Origin of the sequence: Martinezella hainanensis, from assembly GCF_900094555.1 — a bacterium.
GTDB lineage: Bacteria > Pseudomonadota > Alphaproteobacteria > Rhizobiales > Rhizobiaceae > Rhizobium > Rhizobium hainanense.
In genome coordinates, this window is the sequence record NZ_FMAC01000008.1 from 199,995 (window position 1) to 214,323 (window position 14,329).

General features: G+C 60.7%; 13 protein-coding genes. 5 read left to right on the forward strand and 8 right to left on the reverse strand.

What is annotated here, in order from left to right:
• The first annotated feature begins 55 nt into the window (after window positions 1–55).
• The 3 genes from GA0061100_RS24315 to GA0061100_RS24325 all read left to right on the forward strand — a co-directional run bounded on the left by GA0061100_RS24315 (window position 56) and on the right by GA0061100_RS24325 (window position 4,773).
• Window positions 56–1,234, forward strand: coding sequence for a DNA recombination protein RmuC (locus tag GA0061100_RS24315; protein WP_075855392.1), 1,179 nt, complete (start codon window positions 56–58; stop codon window positions 1,232–1,234).
• Window positions 1,235–1,335: 101 nt separating this feature from the next.
• A complete protein-coding gene (locus GA0061100_RS24320) occupies window positions 1,336–2,235 on the forward strand; it encodes a ribokinase (RefSeq protein WP_075855393.1) in 900 nt (299 codons plus the stop codon).
• A gap of 192 nt (window positions 2,236–2,427) precedes the next feature.
• The gene (locus GA0061100_RS24325; RefSeq protein WP_075855493.1) at window positions 2,428–4,773 is read left to right on the forward strand and encodes a methyl-accepting chemotaxis protein; all 2,346 of its coding nucleotides are present in this window, start codon (window positions 2,428–2,430) and stop codon (window positions 4,771–4,773) included.
• Window positions 4,774–4,846: 73 nt separating this feature from the next.
• On the opposite strand, the gene GA0061100_RS24330 is transcribed toward GA0061100_RS24325, so the two are convergent.
• Window positions 4,847–5,791 (reverse strand): nucleoside hydrolase, encoded by a 945-nt coding sequence (locus GA0061100_RS24330; RefSeq protein WP_075855394.1) that lies wholly within the window; start codon window positions 5,789–5,791, stop codon window positions 4,847–4,849.
• A gap of 231 nt (window positions 5,792–6,022) precedes the next feature.
• Between GA0061100_RS24330 and GA0061100_RS24335 the strand changes: the two genes are divergently transcribed.
• Entirely contained in the window at window positions 6,023–6,454 is a 432-nt protein-coding gene (locus GA0061100_RS24335) for an Hsp20 family protein (RefSeq protein WP_075855395.1), read from the forward strand.
• Window positions 6,455–6,612: 158 nt separating this feature from the next.
• Window positions 6,613–6,870 (forward strand): BQ00720 family protein, encoded by a 258-nt coding sequence (locus GA0061100_RS24340; protein ID WP_075855396.1) that lies wholly within the window; start codon window positions 6,613–6,615, stop codon window positions 6,868–6,870.
• Window positions 6,871–7,031: 161 nt separating this feature from the next.
• Here GA0061100_RS24340 and trmB read toward each other — a convergent pair whose 3' ends face one another.
• From trmB to GA0061100_RS24375, 7 genes are all read right to left on the reverse strand, one after another.
• A complete protein-coding gene (gene trmB, locus GA0061100_RS24345; protein WP_075855397.1) occupies window positions 7,032–7,733 on the reverse strand; it encodes a tRNA (guanosine(46)-N7)-methyltransferase TrmB in 702 nt (233 codons plus the stop codon).
• Complete coding sequence (gene metK, locus GA0061100_RS24350) at window positions 7,730–8,983, reverse strand: methionine adenosyltransferase (protein WP_075855398.1); 1,254 nt, start codon at window positions 8,981–8,983, stop codon at window positions 7,730–7,732. Before metK ends, trmB begins: the two co-directional genes overlap by 4 nt.
• 187 nt (window positions 8,984–9,170) lie before the next feature.
• Window positions 9,171–9,590: a helix-turn-helix domain-containing protein gene (locus GA0061100_RS24355; RefSeq protein ID WP_075855494.1), complete on the reverse strand. Its 420-nt coding sequence runs from the start codon at window positions 9,588–9,590 to the stop codon at window positions 9,171–9,173.
• A gap of 151 nt (window positions 9,591–9,741) precedes the next feature.
• Window positions 9,742–11,343: an apolipoprotein N-acyltransferase gene (lnt, locus tag GA0061100_RS24360; protein ID WP_075855399.1), complete on the reverse strand. Its 1,602-nt coding sequence runs from the start codon at window positions 11,341–11,343 to the stop codon at window positions 9,742–9,744.
• A 191-nt stretch (window positions 11,344–11,534) separates the two neighbouring features.
• Window positions 11,535–12,704, reverse strand: coding sequence for a hemolysin family protein (locus GA0061100_RS24365; protein ID WP_075855400.1), 1,170 nt, complete (start codon window positions 12,702–12,704; stop codon window positions 11,535–11,537).
• Between the two features lie 25 nt (window positions 12,705–12,729).
• On the reverse strand, window positions 12,730–13,236 hold the full coding sequence (ybeY, locus tag GA0061100_RS24370; RefSeq protein WP_075855401.1) for an rRNA maturation RNase YbeY: 507 nt from the start codon (window positions 13,234–13,236) through the stop codon (window positions 12,730–12,732).
• Between the two features lie 18 nt (window positions 13,237–13,254).
• Window positions 13,255–14,307: a PhoH family protein gene (locus GA0061100_RS24375; RefSeq protein WP_075855402.1), complete on the reverse strand. Its 1,053-nt coding sequence runs from the start codon at window positions 14,305–14,307 to the stop codon at window positions 13,255–13,257.
• Window positions 14,308–14,329 lie beyond the last annotated feature (22 nt).

Here is a 14,329-nt window from a genome sequence, read left to right on the forward strand (position 1 = left end):
TTCACAGCAATTTTGCTATGCTCCGCGTAAGAACTTCATCAGCGCGCCAGGTTTCATGTCCTTCATCATCTTCGGCCAAGCCATTTCCACGGTCCAGGTTCTGACCGGCATCGTCATTCTGCTTGCGATCACAGTGATCGTGCTTTTCATCCGCGGCAAGGCACGTGCAGAAGACGACGCGCTCGACACCGAGCATACGATGGCGGCGCTGCTACGTTCGCAGGCGGAGATGCAGGGACGGCTTGCCACCATGGCCGAAGTCTTCGGCTCCAGGCAGGCAGAGCTCAACCAGGCCATCGGCCAGCGCCTGGACGGCATGTCGCAGCGGGTGACGGCGACGATCGGCGAGCAGACGCGCTCGACGCATGAAAACCTGCGCCGCCTGCAGGAGAGGCTTGCCGTCATCGATGCCGCGCAGACCAACATCCAGACGCTGGCGAAGGATGTCGTCGGCCTGCAGGCCATTCTTTCCAACAAGCAGACGCGTGGCGCCTTCGGCCAGGCGCGCATGGAAACCATCATCGCCGACGGGCTGCCGATGGGCGCCTATGCGTTCCAGGCGACGCTTTCCAACGGCTCGCGGCCGGACTGCACCGTTCGCATGCCGAATGGCTCGCCGCCGCTTGTTATTGATGCCAAGTTTCCGCTGGAAGCCTGGAACGCCATTCGCAGCGCCGCCAGTCCCGAACATGGCAAGATCGCTGCGCAGCAGTTCCGCCGCGATCTGGAGCTGCATATCCGCGACATTTCAGAGAAATATCTCATTCCCGGCGAGACGCAGGATACGGCCTTTCTCTTCGTGCCGTCCGAATCGATCTTCGCCGAGATCCATGAGAATTTCGAGGCAATCGTGCAGAAGGCTCAGCGCGCCCGCATCGTCATCGTTTCACCATCGCTGCTCATGCTGTCGATCCAGGTCATCCAGGCTGTCCTGAAGGACCAGCGCATGCGCGAGCAGGCCCATGTGATCCAGAGCGAGGTGGCGCATCTGATGGACGACCTTTCGCGCCTGGACGAGCGGGTGCGAAAGCTGCAGGGGCATTTCGCCATGGCGCAGAAGGATGTCGACATGATCGTCACCTCGGCCGACAAGCTGGCAAGGCGTGGCGAGCGCATAGAGGCGCTGGAATTCGAGGCCGCGAAAGAGCCTGCCAAGGCGCGTGCGGAAGAACGGCCGAAGCCTGTCGACAACCGCACGAGCCAACTCAAGCTCAGGGTAGTTGACGAAGACTGATCGCTTCGGCAGTGTCGCGCCCAATCGATGCATGATCCGAAAAGACAAAGGCAGCCTTCGGGCAGGATCATGCAGACGCAACACCCAGGGCAGGACATCGCATGATCACTATCTTCGGCTCCATCAACATGGACCTCATCGCCACCACGGAACGTCTGCCGAAGCCGGGCGAAACCGTCGCCGGCAACGGCTTTTCCACCGCCGCCGGCGGCAAGGGCGCCAACCAGGCGCTGGCCGCACGCCGCGCCGGCGCGACCGTGCGAATGAGCGGCGCCGTCGGCAATGACGGCTTTGCGGAGCCTGCGGTCGACCTGCTGCAGACGGCAGGCACCGATCTTTCCACAGTCCGGCGCGTCTCCGAGCCGACGGGCACTGCTCTCATCCTCGTCGGCGGTGACGGCGAGAACATGATTGCCGTCGTCCCCGGTGCCAATGGCACCAATACGGCCGAACACGCGACGGCTGCCGTCGCTGCACTGAACCCGGGCGATACGCTGATGCTGCAGTTCGAAATCCCGGTCGCGGCCGTCGAAACGGCGCTGAATGCCGCAAAGGCGAAGGGCATGCGCACCGTACTCAATCTCGCGCCGCTGATCCCGGAAGCTGCCCGCCTCGGCCGGCTTGCCGATATCGTTATCGCTAACGAGACGGAATTCGAAAGGCTGGCCGGCCAGGACAACATGTCGGCATCCGAACGCGAGGCGGCCCTCATCCGCCTGCATAACGAAACCGGCCAGACGCTGATTGTCACACTTGGCGGCGATGGCGTCATTGCCATTCGCGACGGCGAGCTCGCGCGCGCCAAGGGCCTCGTCATCGAACCCGTCGATACCGTGGGCGCCGGCGATACCTTCTGCGGCTATTTTGCCGCAAGTCTCGATCAGGGCCTGGATTTCCATGCCAGCCTGCGCCGCGCCGCCGTCGCCGGTTCGCTGGCTTGCCTGAAGCCGGGCGCGCAGCCGTCCATCCCGATTGCCAGCGAAGTCGCCGAAAAGCTTTAGGGCTAAATTTCACAACCCTTGCGAAGCGCAATTAATTAAATTTTTGCGCTTCCATATCATTCTCCTCTGGCCTGGCGCGTATGGCCTTCCGGCTGCGACAGGAATTTAACGGCGGCCCCATGACAGGGCCATCCTGCGCCGACCTTGCATCTGGATAATGTGTATCCGACGCATCGTTTTTTCGAGGAAATGATGTTCATCTTTCGTATGAAGTCGCTTGCGGCCAAGCTGATCTTGGTCACCGGGCTGGCGATTGCACTCGTTTTGCTGGTTTCCAACTTTCTGCTGATTTCCCAGACCCGCGATCGCGTCGAGACGCTGACCATGGATCAGGCGAATACCGAGGCCAAATCCATTTCCAACGAGATCGCCGCCAATGTCGGCGAAATGGCGAGCGCCGCCCGCTCCATGGCCGCCATCATCGGCCGCGGCCACGAAGGCCATACCTTCGACCGCAAGGGCATGATCAACATCCTCAAGGCGAATGTCGAACAGAACGCCTTTGCCTTCGGCAGCTGGTTCTGCGAGCAGCTCGGCGCGCTGGATGGCAAGACCACGGAGCTTGCCAACAACAAGGATCAGGGCGTCAACGACAAGGGTGCCTTCACACCCTACTGGTCGAAGACGAAGGATGGCGGCATCCAGTTCTCGACCTTCGACAATGATTACACTGCCGCCTGGTGGAAGCTCGCCGCCGACAGCGGCAAGGGCGCGATCACACCGCCCTACCTCGCGCAGGGCACTGATGTCCCGACGACCATGAGCTCGATCGCCTATCCTGTCATGTCGGGTGGCAAGCTGATCGGCATTGCAGGCGTCGATATCTCCCTCAATTCGCTTTCGACGAAACTGCAGAAGATGCAGCCGTTCGGCTCCGGTCGCGTACTTCTGGTTTCCCAGGACAACAAGTGGCTGGTGGCACCAAGCGCCGACCTGCTGATGAAGGACTATAATGGTTCTGGCGCGGACGTCATCAAGGCAGCTCTGAGCTCCTCTTCCGCAAGCATCCTCAAGAATCTTTCCGATGCAGGCAGCGAAGAATTCGACCGCGTCGTCTATCCGTTCGCCGTTCCGGGCCTCAATGCCACCTGGGTCGTTCTCATCGACGTACCGCACAGCGCCACCGCGGCCCCGGTACGCGATCAGACCTATATGATGATCGTTGCCGGTCTTTTGGTGCTCGCCGCCGTCATGCTCGCTCTCTATGTCGCGGTGCGCAGCTTCGTGCAGAAGCCGCTGGCCGGCCTTGTTGCAAGCGTCAATCGCCTGAGCGCCGGCAATTACGCCGAACCTGTCGCGGGGCAAGCAGGTGCCGACGAAGTGGGTTCGGTCGCCAAGGCACTGGAAGGTTTCCGCTTCGCGCTCGCCGATACCAAGCGCCTGGAGGGCGAAGCCAACGACCAGCGTCTGGCCGCCGAAGGCGAGCGCCGCCGTTCGGAGAGCGAACGCAACGAGAGCGTTACGCTGCAGCGCCATATCGTTGCCATTCTCGGCCAAAGCCTCGCCGAGCTTTCGAAGGGCAATCTTACGCAGCGGATCACGGACGACTTCCCCGGCGAATATGCCCAGCTCAAGCAGGATTTCAACGCCGCGCTGACGAGCCTTGAAGAGACCGTCCACACCGTCAATGTCAGCGTCGGCAACATCGGCAGCGGCACCGGCGAAATCAGCAACAGCGCCTCGGATCTCGCCCGCCGCACGGAACAGCAGGCAGCAAGCCTTGAAGAGACGGCTGCGGCCCTCAACGAGCTGACCGCGCAGGTCAATTCCAGCGCCGAGAACGCCCGCACGGCGGCAAGCAGCGTCAATGCGGCATCGCAGGACGCCGAGCATTCCGGCGAGATCGTGCAGAAGGCCATTTCTTCCATGCACGGCATCGAGCAATCGTCGCAGGAAGTGTCCCGCATCATCAGTGTCATCGACGAGATCGCCTTCCAGACCAACCTCTTGGCGCTCAATGCCGGCGTCGAAGCTGCCCGCGCAGGTGAAGCCGGTAAGGGCTTTGCCGTTGTCGCGCAGGAAGTGCGTGAGCTGGCCCAGCGCTCGGCCAATGCCGCCAAGGAGATCAAGACCTTGATCAATACCTCGGCCGGACAGGTCAAGGAAGGTGTCAATCTGGTCGGCCGCACGGGCGATGCCCTGCATAAGATCGCCCAGCAGGTGATGGAGATCAACGGCCTGATCCGCCAGATCTCAGCCTCCGCGAGCGAGCAGGCTATTGGTCTGAAGGAAATCAACTCGGCCATGAACCAGATGGATCAGGTGACCCAGCAGAATGCCGCGATGGTCGAGGAGACCACCGCCTCCAGCGTGGCGCTTGCCGAGGAAGCTCAGTCGCTCCGGACGCTCGTTGCGCGCTTCCGCACCGCACGTGCCATCCAGGAGAATACCAGCGCATTGCGGGCAACCGCCCAGCAGATGCGGGCTCCGGCGGCCCCGCGCCGGGCAGCTCCCCCCGTTGCAGCACCCGCACGCAAGGCAATTCCGCAGATGCAGGGCGCCAATGCACTCGCTCAGGATGACTGGGAAGAGTTCTGAGCCGACCTTGGCTCGATGAAATAAAAAGGCCGCCGGATCGCTCCGGCGGCCTTTTTCGTAGGTCTTTACTCAGTCAGATGCGGGCAAAACGCTCCGTCAGCAGCGCGAAGAAGCCATCGGCATCAACGTCGCGCATGACCTTGGCATTGCGCTTGCGGTCGGTGACATGCCACCAATCGACGACGGTCATGCCGACGGTCAGTTCGGACGTCACTTCGATCTCGACATTGCATTCGCGACCCTTGAAGAGCTCAGGCTTCAGAAGGTAGGCGATAACGGTCGGGTCATGCAGCGGACCGCCGTCCGAGCCATACTTCTCGATATCGAAGCGCTCGAAGAACTGCAGCATTTCGACCATGGCCTTGGCCGGCGGCGTGCCAACCGCGGCAATACGCTCGACGCGATCCTTGCGCGTCAGCAGCTTGTGAGTGACGTCGAGCGGCATCATGACGATCGGAACGCCCGAACGGAACACGACGTCTGCCGCCTCCGGGTCGACATAGATGTTGAACTCGGCCGCCGGCGTGATGTTGCCGCCCTCGAAGAAGCCGCCACCCATCATGACAAGTTCGCGTACACGTCCGACGATTTCAGGCGCCTTCTGGAAGGCCAATGCGATGTTGGTCAGCGGGCCGAGCGTGCAGAGCGTGACGGCGCCTTCCGGCTCCTTGCGCAGCGTGTCGATGATGAAATCGACGGCGTGGCCCGGCTGCAGCTGCATCGTCGGCTCGGACAGGTCCGGACCATCCAGTCCGGTCTTGCCATGCACATGCTCCGCCGTCACCAGCTTGCGCTTCAGCGGCGCGTCGGCACCGGCAAACACCTTGACGTCGCGACGATCGCAGAGCTCGCAGACGATGCGGGCATTGCGGCTCGTCAGGCTCAGCGGCACGTTGCCGGCAACCGCGGTAATGCCGAGCACCTCGATCTCCTCGCGGCTCCCGAAGGCGAGAAAGATCGCCGCGGCGTCGTCCTGACCAGGGTCGGTATCGATAATGATTTTTCTAGGTTCGGTCATATCTGTAACTTTCCTCCGGTGCAGATCGACAGGCTTTGTCGCGGGTCCGGTCCGGCTTTGTCAAGCGCTCGCTCGTCATGGCATGAAACGATTCTTCACCATGGATTTCGATCTCGCAAATGCGAAGACGCGATGGCTTGCACTCACAGGCGCGTACTCCCATATTAGGGACAACCGGGTGCTGAAGATCAGGTCCGGAACGGTCGCTTGACACCCAAGGACTTTGAGACGATGAGCCGGACGACTCCCTTTGCCAGCCCGCTGCTTCTGGGCTTTGATACTATGGAAAAGACGCTTGAGCGGATTTCCAAGGCCAGCGACGGTTACCCTCCCTACAATATCGAACGGATGCGTGCGGATCGCCTTTCCGGCGAGCCGGAGCGGTTGCGCATCACGCTGGCTGTCGCCGGCTTTTCCGAAGACGAGCTCGATGTCACGACGGAAGAAAACCAGCTGCTGATCCGCGGTCGCCAGATCGAGCAGGGCGAGCGCGATTATCTCTATCGCGGTATCGCCGCCCGACAGTTCCAGCGTGTTTTCGTTCTCGCCGACGGCATGCAGGTGCTCGGCGCCACGCTGAAGAACGGCTTGCTCGCCGTCGATCTCATTCGGCCCGAACCCGACCGTATAGTAAAGAAAATTAACATTTCGGTCTCACAGTAGGACAACGGCCTAGAGCCGGACGATTTCAGGCCGAATCGGCCTGAAGTCTGAATCGGCTCTAGAATCAAAGAACTAGAGCACGACATCGCCCGAAAGCCGCTCACACTTTTCGGCATCATGCTCTGGAGCCGTTGGTCCCTCATACTGGAGGTACGAGCATGTTGTTGAAAGAAGCTACCGCCCGCCTGACCGCATCCGAACTTGCCAATATCGGCACCGGTGAGGTCGCCTACATCAGAAAAATGGATTGGTCCGAGGTATCCCGCTGCTTCCCGGAAGCGCCCGATATTGATCCGGATGTCGATCTCTGGGCGCTTTTCGGCGCCGACGGCACCCCGATCCTGTTGACGGACAATCGCTCCAGCACCTTCTACCGTGCTGCGGAAGACGAATTGAAGACGGTCAGCCTGCACTGACTATGAGCGTCGCCCGACGGTGAAACTCACCGTCCGCAAGGACCGCATCGAACCGGCCCCACCTGGCAACGCATGCGCATGATCCAGACCGCCCAAAGCGGCGGTCCTCACGGGATGATGCAAATATCTCAATCTGAAATTTTCGCCCGCAATTGGAACGATCAGACCCTCTTGAAGGTCAGATAGGCCGATGAGCGTCCCTCGCGGCGGGCCTTTGCCTCGTAGCGCGTGCTCGGCCAGCCCTCATAGGGCGTCAGCCAGTCGGCAGCGTTTTGGGCTGTCCACTCGAAGCCGCCATGCGCCTGACAATGCTGCAGCGTCCAATTGACATAAGTGTCGATGTCGGAGGCAAAGCAGAAAAGCGCACCGGGCTTCAGGACGCGGTGGAAACGGGCAAGGTTCACCTGTGAAACGAAGCGGCGCTTCCAGTGCTTCTTCTTCGGCCAGGGGTCGGGATAGAGCAGGTCGATCTGATCCAGGCAGCCATCCGGCAGCCAATCCAGCACCTGCGTCGCGTCGTCATTGTAGACGCGGATATTGTGTGCGCCTGCCTCTTCGACGCGCGCAAGCAGCTTCTGCATCGAATTGACAAAGGGCTCGACACCGATGAAACCGGTCTTTGGCTGCTCCAGCGCCCTGTGGATGAGATGCTCCCCACCGCCGAAGCCGATCTCCAGGCGCAGACGCTCTGATGGCGCCGGGAAGAGATCGTTCAGCGGCTGCGGCGCCGGAGCGGAAAGATCGACGATGAACTGCGGCAGCAATGCTTCCAGCTTTTCAGCCTGCTGGCCGCGCAAGGCCTTACCCTTGCGCCGGCCGAAGAATGCTTCCGTCGCCCGCGACCGGCGCTCGGTATCGATCATGCGGCTTCCCGGAGCTTCACGGCTTCCTTGAGGGCCTTCACCAGGTCCGTACGCTCCCAGGAGAAGGAGCCGTCGCGACCGGCCTTGCGGCCGAAGTGACCGTAAGCCGAGGTCTTGGCGTAGATCGGCTTGTTGAGGTCGAGGTGGCGGCGGATGCCGGTCGGCGAGAGGTCCATGTTCTTGCGGATGGCCGCTTCGACCTGATCCTCGGTCACGCCCTTGCCGGTACCGTGCAGGTCGACATAGATCGACAGCGGCTGGGCAACGCCGATGGCGTAGGAGAGCTGGATCGTGCAGCGATCAGAAAGACCGGCAGCGACGACGTTCTTCGCCAGATAGCGGGCGGCGTAGGCCGCAGAACGGTCGACCTTGGTCGTGTCCTTGCCGGAGAAGGCACCGCCGCCATGCGGGGCTGCGCCGCCGTAGGTGTCGACGATGATCTTGCGGCCGGTGAGGCCGGCGTCGCCGTCGGGGCCGCCGATGACGAACTTGCCCGTGGGGTTGATGTACCACTTGCAATCGGGGGCGATCTTCAGGTCGCCGAGCGCTTCGACGATATAGGGCTCGACAACGGCGCGAACCTTCTTCGAGTCCCAGCTCTCATCGAGATGCTGGGTCGATAGCACGATCGAGGTCACTTCCGACGGCTTGCCGTCAACATAACGGACCGTTACCTGGCTCTTGGCGTCCGGGCCGAGCTTGGCGACTTCACCGTCGCCCTTCTTGCGGGCGGCGGCGAGCAGCTGCAGGATCTTGTGCGAATAGTAGATCGGCGCCGGCATGAGATCGGGCGTTTCCTTGCAGGCGTAGCCGAACATGATGCCCTGGTCGCCGGCACCTTCGTCACCCTGCTGGTCGGCGGCATTGTCGACGCCCTGGGCGATGTCGGCGGACTGCGAGTGCAGCAGCACGTCGATGCGCGCCTTCTTCCAGTGGAAGCCGTCCTGCTCGTAGCCGATATCCTTGATGGCGCGGCGTGCAGCAGCCTTGAACTTCGATGGATTGATGACGTCGTTGCCGTCCTTATCCTTCTTCATCAGGCTCGGCGGCAGACGCACTTCACCGGCGATGACGACGCGGTTGGTGGTGGCAAGGGTCTCGCATGCAATGCGCACGGTCCAGGGGTTTACGCCGGTCTTTGTGGCCTCGCGGTAAACCAGATCGACAATTTCATCGGAAATGCGGTCACAAACTTTATCCGGGTGACCTTCGGCAACAGACTCACTCGTAAACAGATAATTCGCGCGCATGCGGGATTCCCCTCAAAGAACAAATCTCTGCTTTTGATATTCGTCTCCGCCTCGAAAAACAAGCCGCACAAGGACATAAATATATCTTTATATCCCTGCTCAAGTGATAAAATTTTGCCGTAAATAGCGAAAAGGCGGCCAAAATGACCGCCTCTCGACTTTGTCGGTTTAACCCCGCCTCGAAGGGCTACTCGGCATCCGCCTCGGCCGCGAGCGCCTTGACCAACTCGACAACCTTGCGTCGGACCTTGCCATCGGAAATTTTCACGAAGGCGCGGTTGAGCTGCAATCCTTCCGAAGAAGACAGAAAGTCGACGACGTAGTTGGAGCTGGATGCTTCGGCCATGCCACCCGCGCCGGCCGAATGCTCGCCCGGTGCATCCTCGAAGAAGAAGGAAACCGGGACATTGAGGATGCTGGAGATATTCTGCAGGCGGCTGGCGCCGACGCGATTGGTGCCTTTTTCGTATTTCTGAATTTGCTGAAACGTAATTCCGAGGCTTTCGCCGAGTTTCTCCTGGCTCATGCCAAGCATCGTTCGGCGGAGGCGTATGCGGCTACCGACATGAATGTCGATGGGGTTCGGCTTCTTTTTATTCTCAATCATCATTTTACCCTAACATAGGTTGAATTCAGGACCTGCCACCCGGTACCCTTCACCACCCCTATAACGCCACGTTGCAGCCGACGCCCCCAAGGCCTCCAGTCTACGTTCGAAAGGCGGACATCTAGCACTATGCAATTTTAGGGTTTTTTGGTCAATTCACCCTGAAAATAAAACCCATGCGCGAAATTGCGGCAATTATGCCGACTGCTCCGATGATCAACCAAAAGTATGTTTTTCTGGATTTATCGTCGATGCGCGATACGGTTGCGCCACCTAAAGTGGTATCAATGAAGCCTTGTTGATTATAATCGATACCAGAAAGCACCCGTCCGTGTGCATCAACAAATGCTGAAATGCCTGTATTGGCGCTTCGAATCAGCGGCAGCCCCTGCTCCACCGCCCTCACCCTTGCCTGCAGGAAATGCTGGTATGGACCGGGCGTATCGCCGAACCAGCCGTCATTCGTAACGTTGAGAATGGCATCGGCCTGCCGGATCCCCGCCGTCATCTCGTTCGGGAAGATGATCTCGTAGCAGATCAGCGGATAGAATTTGACGCCGTCGGGCATGGCCAGCAATTGCCGCTTGGTGGCCGCTGAAAATCCCCCAGGCAGCTCCACGACGTTCTCGATGCCGAGATAGCTCAGAATATGCTCGAAAGGCACATATTCGCCGAAGGGGACGAGATGGGTCTTGTCGGACGCGCCGATGATCTGCCCGCGGCCGTCGATGACATAGATCGAATTGTAATAGCGCGGCTCGACGCCCGGCCCCATGTCTTCAACGCGGACGGCGCCGGTGATCAGGATCTGATCGTCTTCGAGCTGATCCGCGATGCGGGCGAGCGCATCGCGATTATCGGTCAGGATGAAAGGCACGGCCGTTTCCGGCCAGACGATGATGTCGGGCCGCTTGCCGCCATTCGCAGGCGGCTGGACCGAAAGCGCCAGATGCTTGTCGAAGATGGCGGCGCGATCGGCAGTCGTGTCCATCTTGGTTTCCTGATCGATGGACGGCTGCACGATACGCACGACCGGCGCGGTCCTGGCGTCAGTGAGCGGTGCTTCCGGCTGACTCAGTGCGTAGTAGCCATAGCCAAAATGGGCCGCGGCGATGAGGGCGGCAAGGCCTATCCCCGGCACCCGCCCCTGGCGCGTACCGAGCAGCGCGGGTGCGGCGAAGACGAAGACGGCAAGCACGGTGACCCCGAGCATGCCGATCACATGCGCCGACTGCATCATCAGCGGAGTAGGCATGGCGCCATAGCCGATGGCATTCCAGGGAAAGCCGGTAAAGAGAAAGCTGCGCAGCCATTCCAGAATACCGAAGCTGAAGGCGAGCGCCGCGATCCGCCCCATGCCATCGGACCACAGGATGCGGGCAAGTACGGTCGCGACGCCGTAGAAGACAGCCAAGAAGGCGGGAAGGCCGAGGATTGCCAGCGGCAAGGCCCATGCGAACTCGTCGGCATCGATCAGCAGCGCATGGCCGAGCCACCAGAGACCAGCAACGAAATAGCCGAAGCCGAACAGCCAGCCGGTGAAGAAAGCCGGCCACAGCCGCCCGAGCAGGCCGCTATCCGGGCTGGCGGCGACACCGTCCAGCAGCCAGACCAGCAGCGTAAAGGAGATGAACATCGCCGCAAAGAAGCCGAAGGGCGGCAATGCCAGCACGCCGACGGCACCGGCTAAAATCGTAAGCAATGCACGTTTGAAACCCCAGACGAGGATCACCCTGCCCGAAAGCCATTCCATGCGCCAGCTCCGTCCAATCGCGAATCAATTGGGCGCAGTCTTTCAAAAATGCAGCGATTTGTCCCGTTGAAGCGCCGATTAGAGCATGATGCCGAAAAGTGTCAGGGGATTTCGGACGACATCATGCTCTACTTCTTTGATTTTAGAGCGGATTCAGATTTTAGATCGTATCGACCTAAAATCATCCGGCTCTAATGGCTGGTCGCGTTGCGTTCTGCCGATGTTTCCTCAGCAATCGCTTCCGGTGCCGGCAAATCGCGCTCCGGCCCACCAGCCTCACCTTCCAGCTTGACGGTCGGTCGGCGGCGGACGGCATGACGCTTACGCGTGATGCGTACTCGCTTGATACGGCGTGGGTCGGCATCGAGAATATGGAATTCGAAGCCTGGAAGCGCCTGCACGACCTCGCCACGCACCGGAATGCGGCCAAGAGCCGAGAAGATCAGGCCGCCAAGCGTATCCACCTCGTCCACCTGCTCGGCGATATCGAAATCCGGACCGATCGCGGCTGCGATCTCCTCCAGCTCGACACGGGCATCGGCCACGAAGACGTCTTCGGAGACGCGCTTGAACATTACTTCTTCGTCATCGTGCTCGTCGTCGATATCGCCGACGACCATTTCGACGATGTCCTCGTGCGAAGCCAGACCGTCGGTGCCGCCGTACTCGTCGATAACAAGCGCCATCTGCGTGCGGTTGACCTGCATGCGGCGCAGGAGATCCGAGGCAAGCATCGAAGGCGGCACGAAGAGGATCTTGCGGATGATGCCGGCCTCAACCAGCGTCTTCTGCAGATCGACCCGCGAGAGATCGAAATTCGGCTTGGCCGAGCGTGTCGGCTTTTCGGCTGCAGGCGCGGCCGTTGCGGCAGCCGCCTTGGCACTGCCGGCGCGGCGCTTGTTGCGGGCCTGCTTGGCGACATAGGACAGCAAGTCACGGATATGCACCATGCCGCGCGGATCATCCAGCGTGTCGGCGTAAACGGGCATACGCGAGCGGCCGCTTTCCTCGAAGAGGATCATCAGCTCGCCGATGGTAATGGTCTGATCCACGGCCTCGATGTCGGCACGCGGCACCATGACATCCTCGACGCGCACCTCGCGGAAGCGCAGGATATTGTGCAGCATCGCCCGCTCATCTGCGGAGAAGGCGTCGTCACCGGCCGCGTTGGTCATCAACGCGTCGGCAAGATCCTCGCGCAATCGGGCGGAGTCCTGTGCCGGGCGCAGGATGCGTGCAGCACGTGCCCAGAATGAAGATTGGGATCGCTTGCCGTTGCTACTACTGCCACCCTCGTCGGAGGAGGCTGCATCGGCTCCGTCTTTGGCCTCGGGGGCCGATCTTGTCGTAAAGTCGCTCATTGTTCCTGGTCAGACAGGGTTCAAATCAAATGGGGTCTTGTCCCGCATAGGGATCAGATAGGCCAAGACTAGCCAAAATGCGAGTCTCCAGCCCCTCCATTCTTTCGGCTTCGCTATTATTCATATGGTCGTAGCCGAAGAGATGCAAGAAACCATGCACCATCAAATGCGTCAGATGGTCGTCAAAACTCTTTTCCAGATCGACCGACTCACGCTGCACCGTCTCCCTGGCGATGATGATATCGCCCAGCATCGGGCCGGGCTTGCCGCCGGGCTGCAACGGGAAAGCCGGAAAGGACAGCACGTTCGTCGCCTTGTCCTGCGAACGCCACTCCGCATTGATCTCACGGATCGAGGCATCGTCTGTGAAGACCAGGGACAATTCGGTCGCCATTTTTGGAAATGGCTGCTTTTCGTGTTTCTTCAGGTGGGTCGCCGCAGCTCCGAGCACGCGCTCGGCCAGGGCTTGCAACTGCTCTTCGGAGGGCCAATCGCCCTCCTCCACGCTGATCTGTATATCGAGTTCGGCCATCGGTTTCCGCACCGCAGATCAGATCTGCGGATCGCTTTCCTCTGCCTTTGTGGCATAGGTGGAATCATACGCCCGAACGATGCGCGCCACCAGCGGATGGCGGACGACGTCCGTATCCTTGAAGCGGACGATGGTGATGCCCTCGACGCCGTCCAACAGCTGCAGCGCTTCCACCAGGCCGGACTTGACGCCGCGCGGCAAGTCGATCTGGCTCGGATCGCCCGTGACGATCATCCGCGAATTTTCGCCGAGACGCGTCAGGAACATTTTCATCTGCATGGATGTCGTGTTCTGCGCCTCGTCGAGGATGACGGCAGCATTGGCGAGCGTGCGGCCACGCATGAAGGCGAGCGGCGCGATCTCAATGACGCCCGCCGTGATGGCCCGTTCGACCTTGTCGCCCGGCATCATGTCGTAGAGCGCATCATAGAGCGGACGAAGGTAAGGATCGACCTTTTCCTTCATGTCGCCAGGCAGGAAGCCGAGACGCTCGCCGGCCTCGACGGCCGGGCGCGACAGAATGATCTTTTCCACCGCGCCACGCTCCAGGAGCTGGGCGGCGTGCGCGACGGCGAGGTAGGTCTTGCCGGTACCGGCAGGGCCGACGCCGAGGACGAGCTCTGAGCGCTCCAGCGCCCGCATATAGGCATCCTGGGTCGGCGTGCGCGCAATGATCGTCTTCTTGCGCGTCGAAATCTGCGCCATCGTCAACTTGGCTTTTCTCTCCATCGTCGGCAGCGTCAATTGGTCGTCGGCGGCAACCGCCATGCGGATTGCCCCTTCCACATCGGAACGCTCTACATTGCCGCCTTTTTGCAGCTTGTCATAGAGGTAATCGAGCGTGCGGCGCGCCTGATTGGTGGCCAGCACGTCGCCCGTGATGACGACGGAATTGCCGCGAGCGCGAGCATCGATGCCCAAGCGCTCCTCGAGCAGCTTCAGATTCTGATCGAACTGCCCGAAAAGCTCGCTGGCGAACCGATTATTCTCGAACGTCAGGGTGAAGTGATTGGCGTCGCTCGCGGTGCGGGGCTGGCGCGATGAAGAAGAAACCAATTCCTGTCCGTTCAAGCGGTGCGGCTCCCTTGGGTCG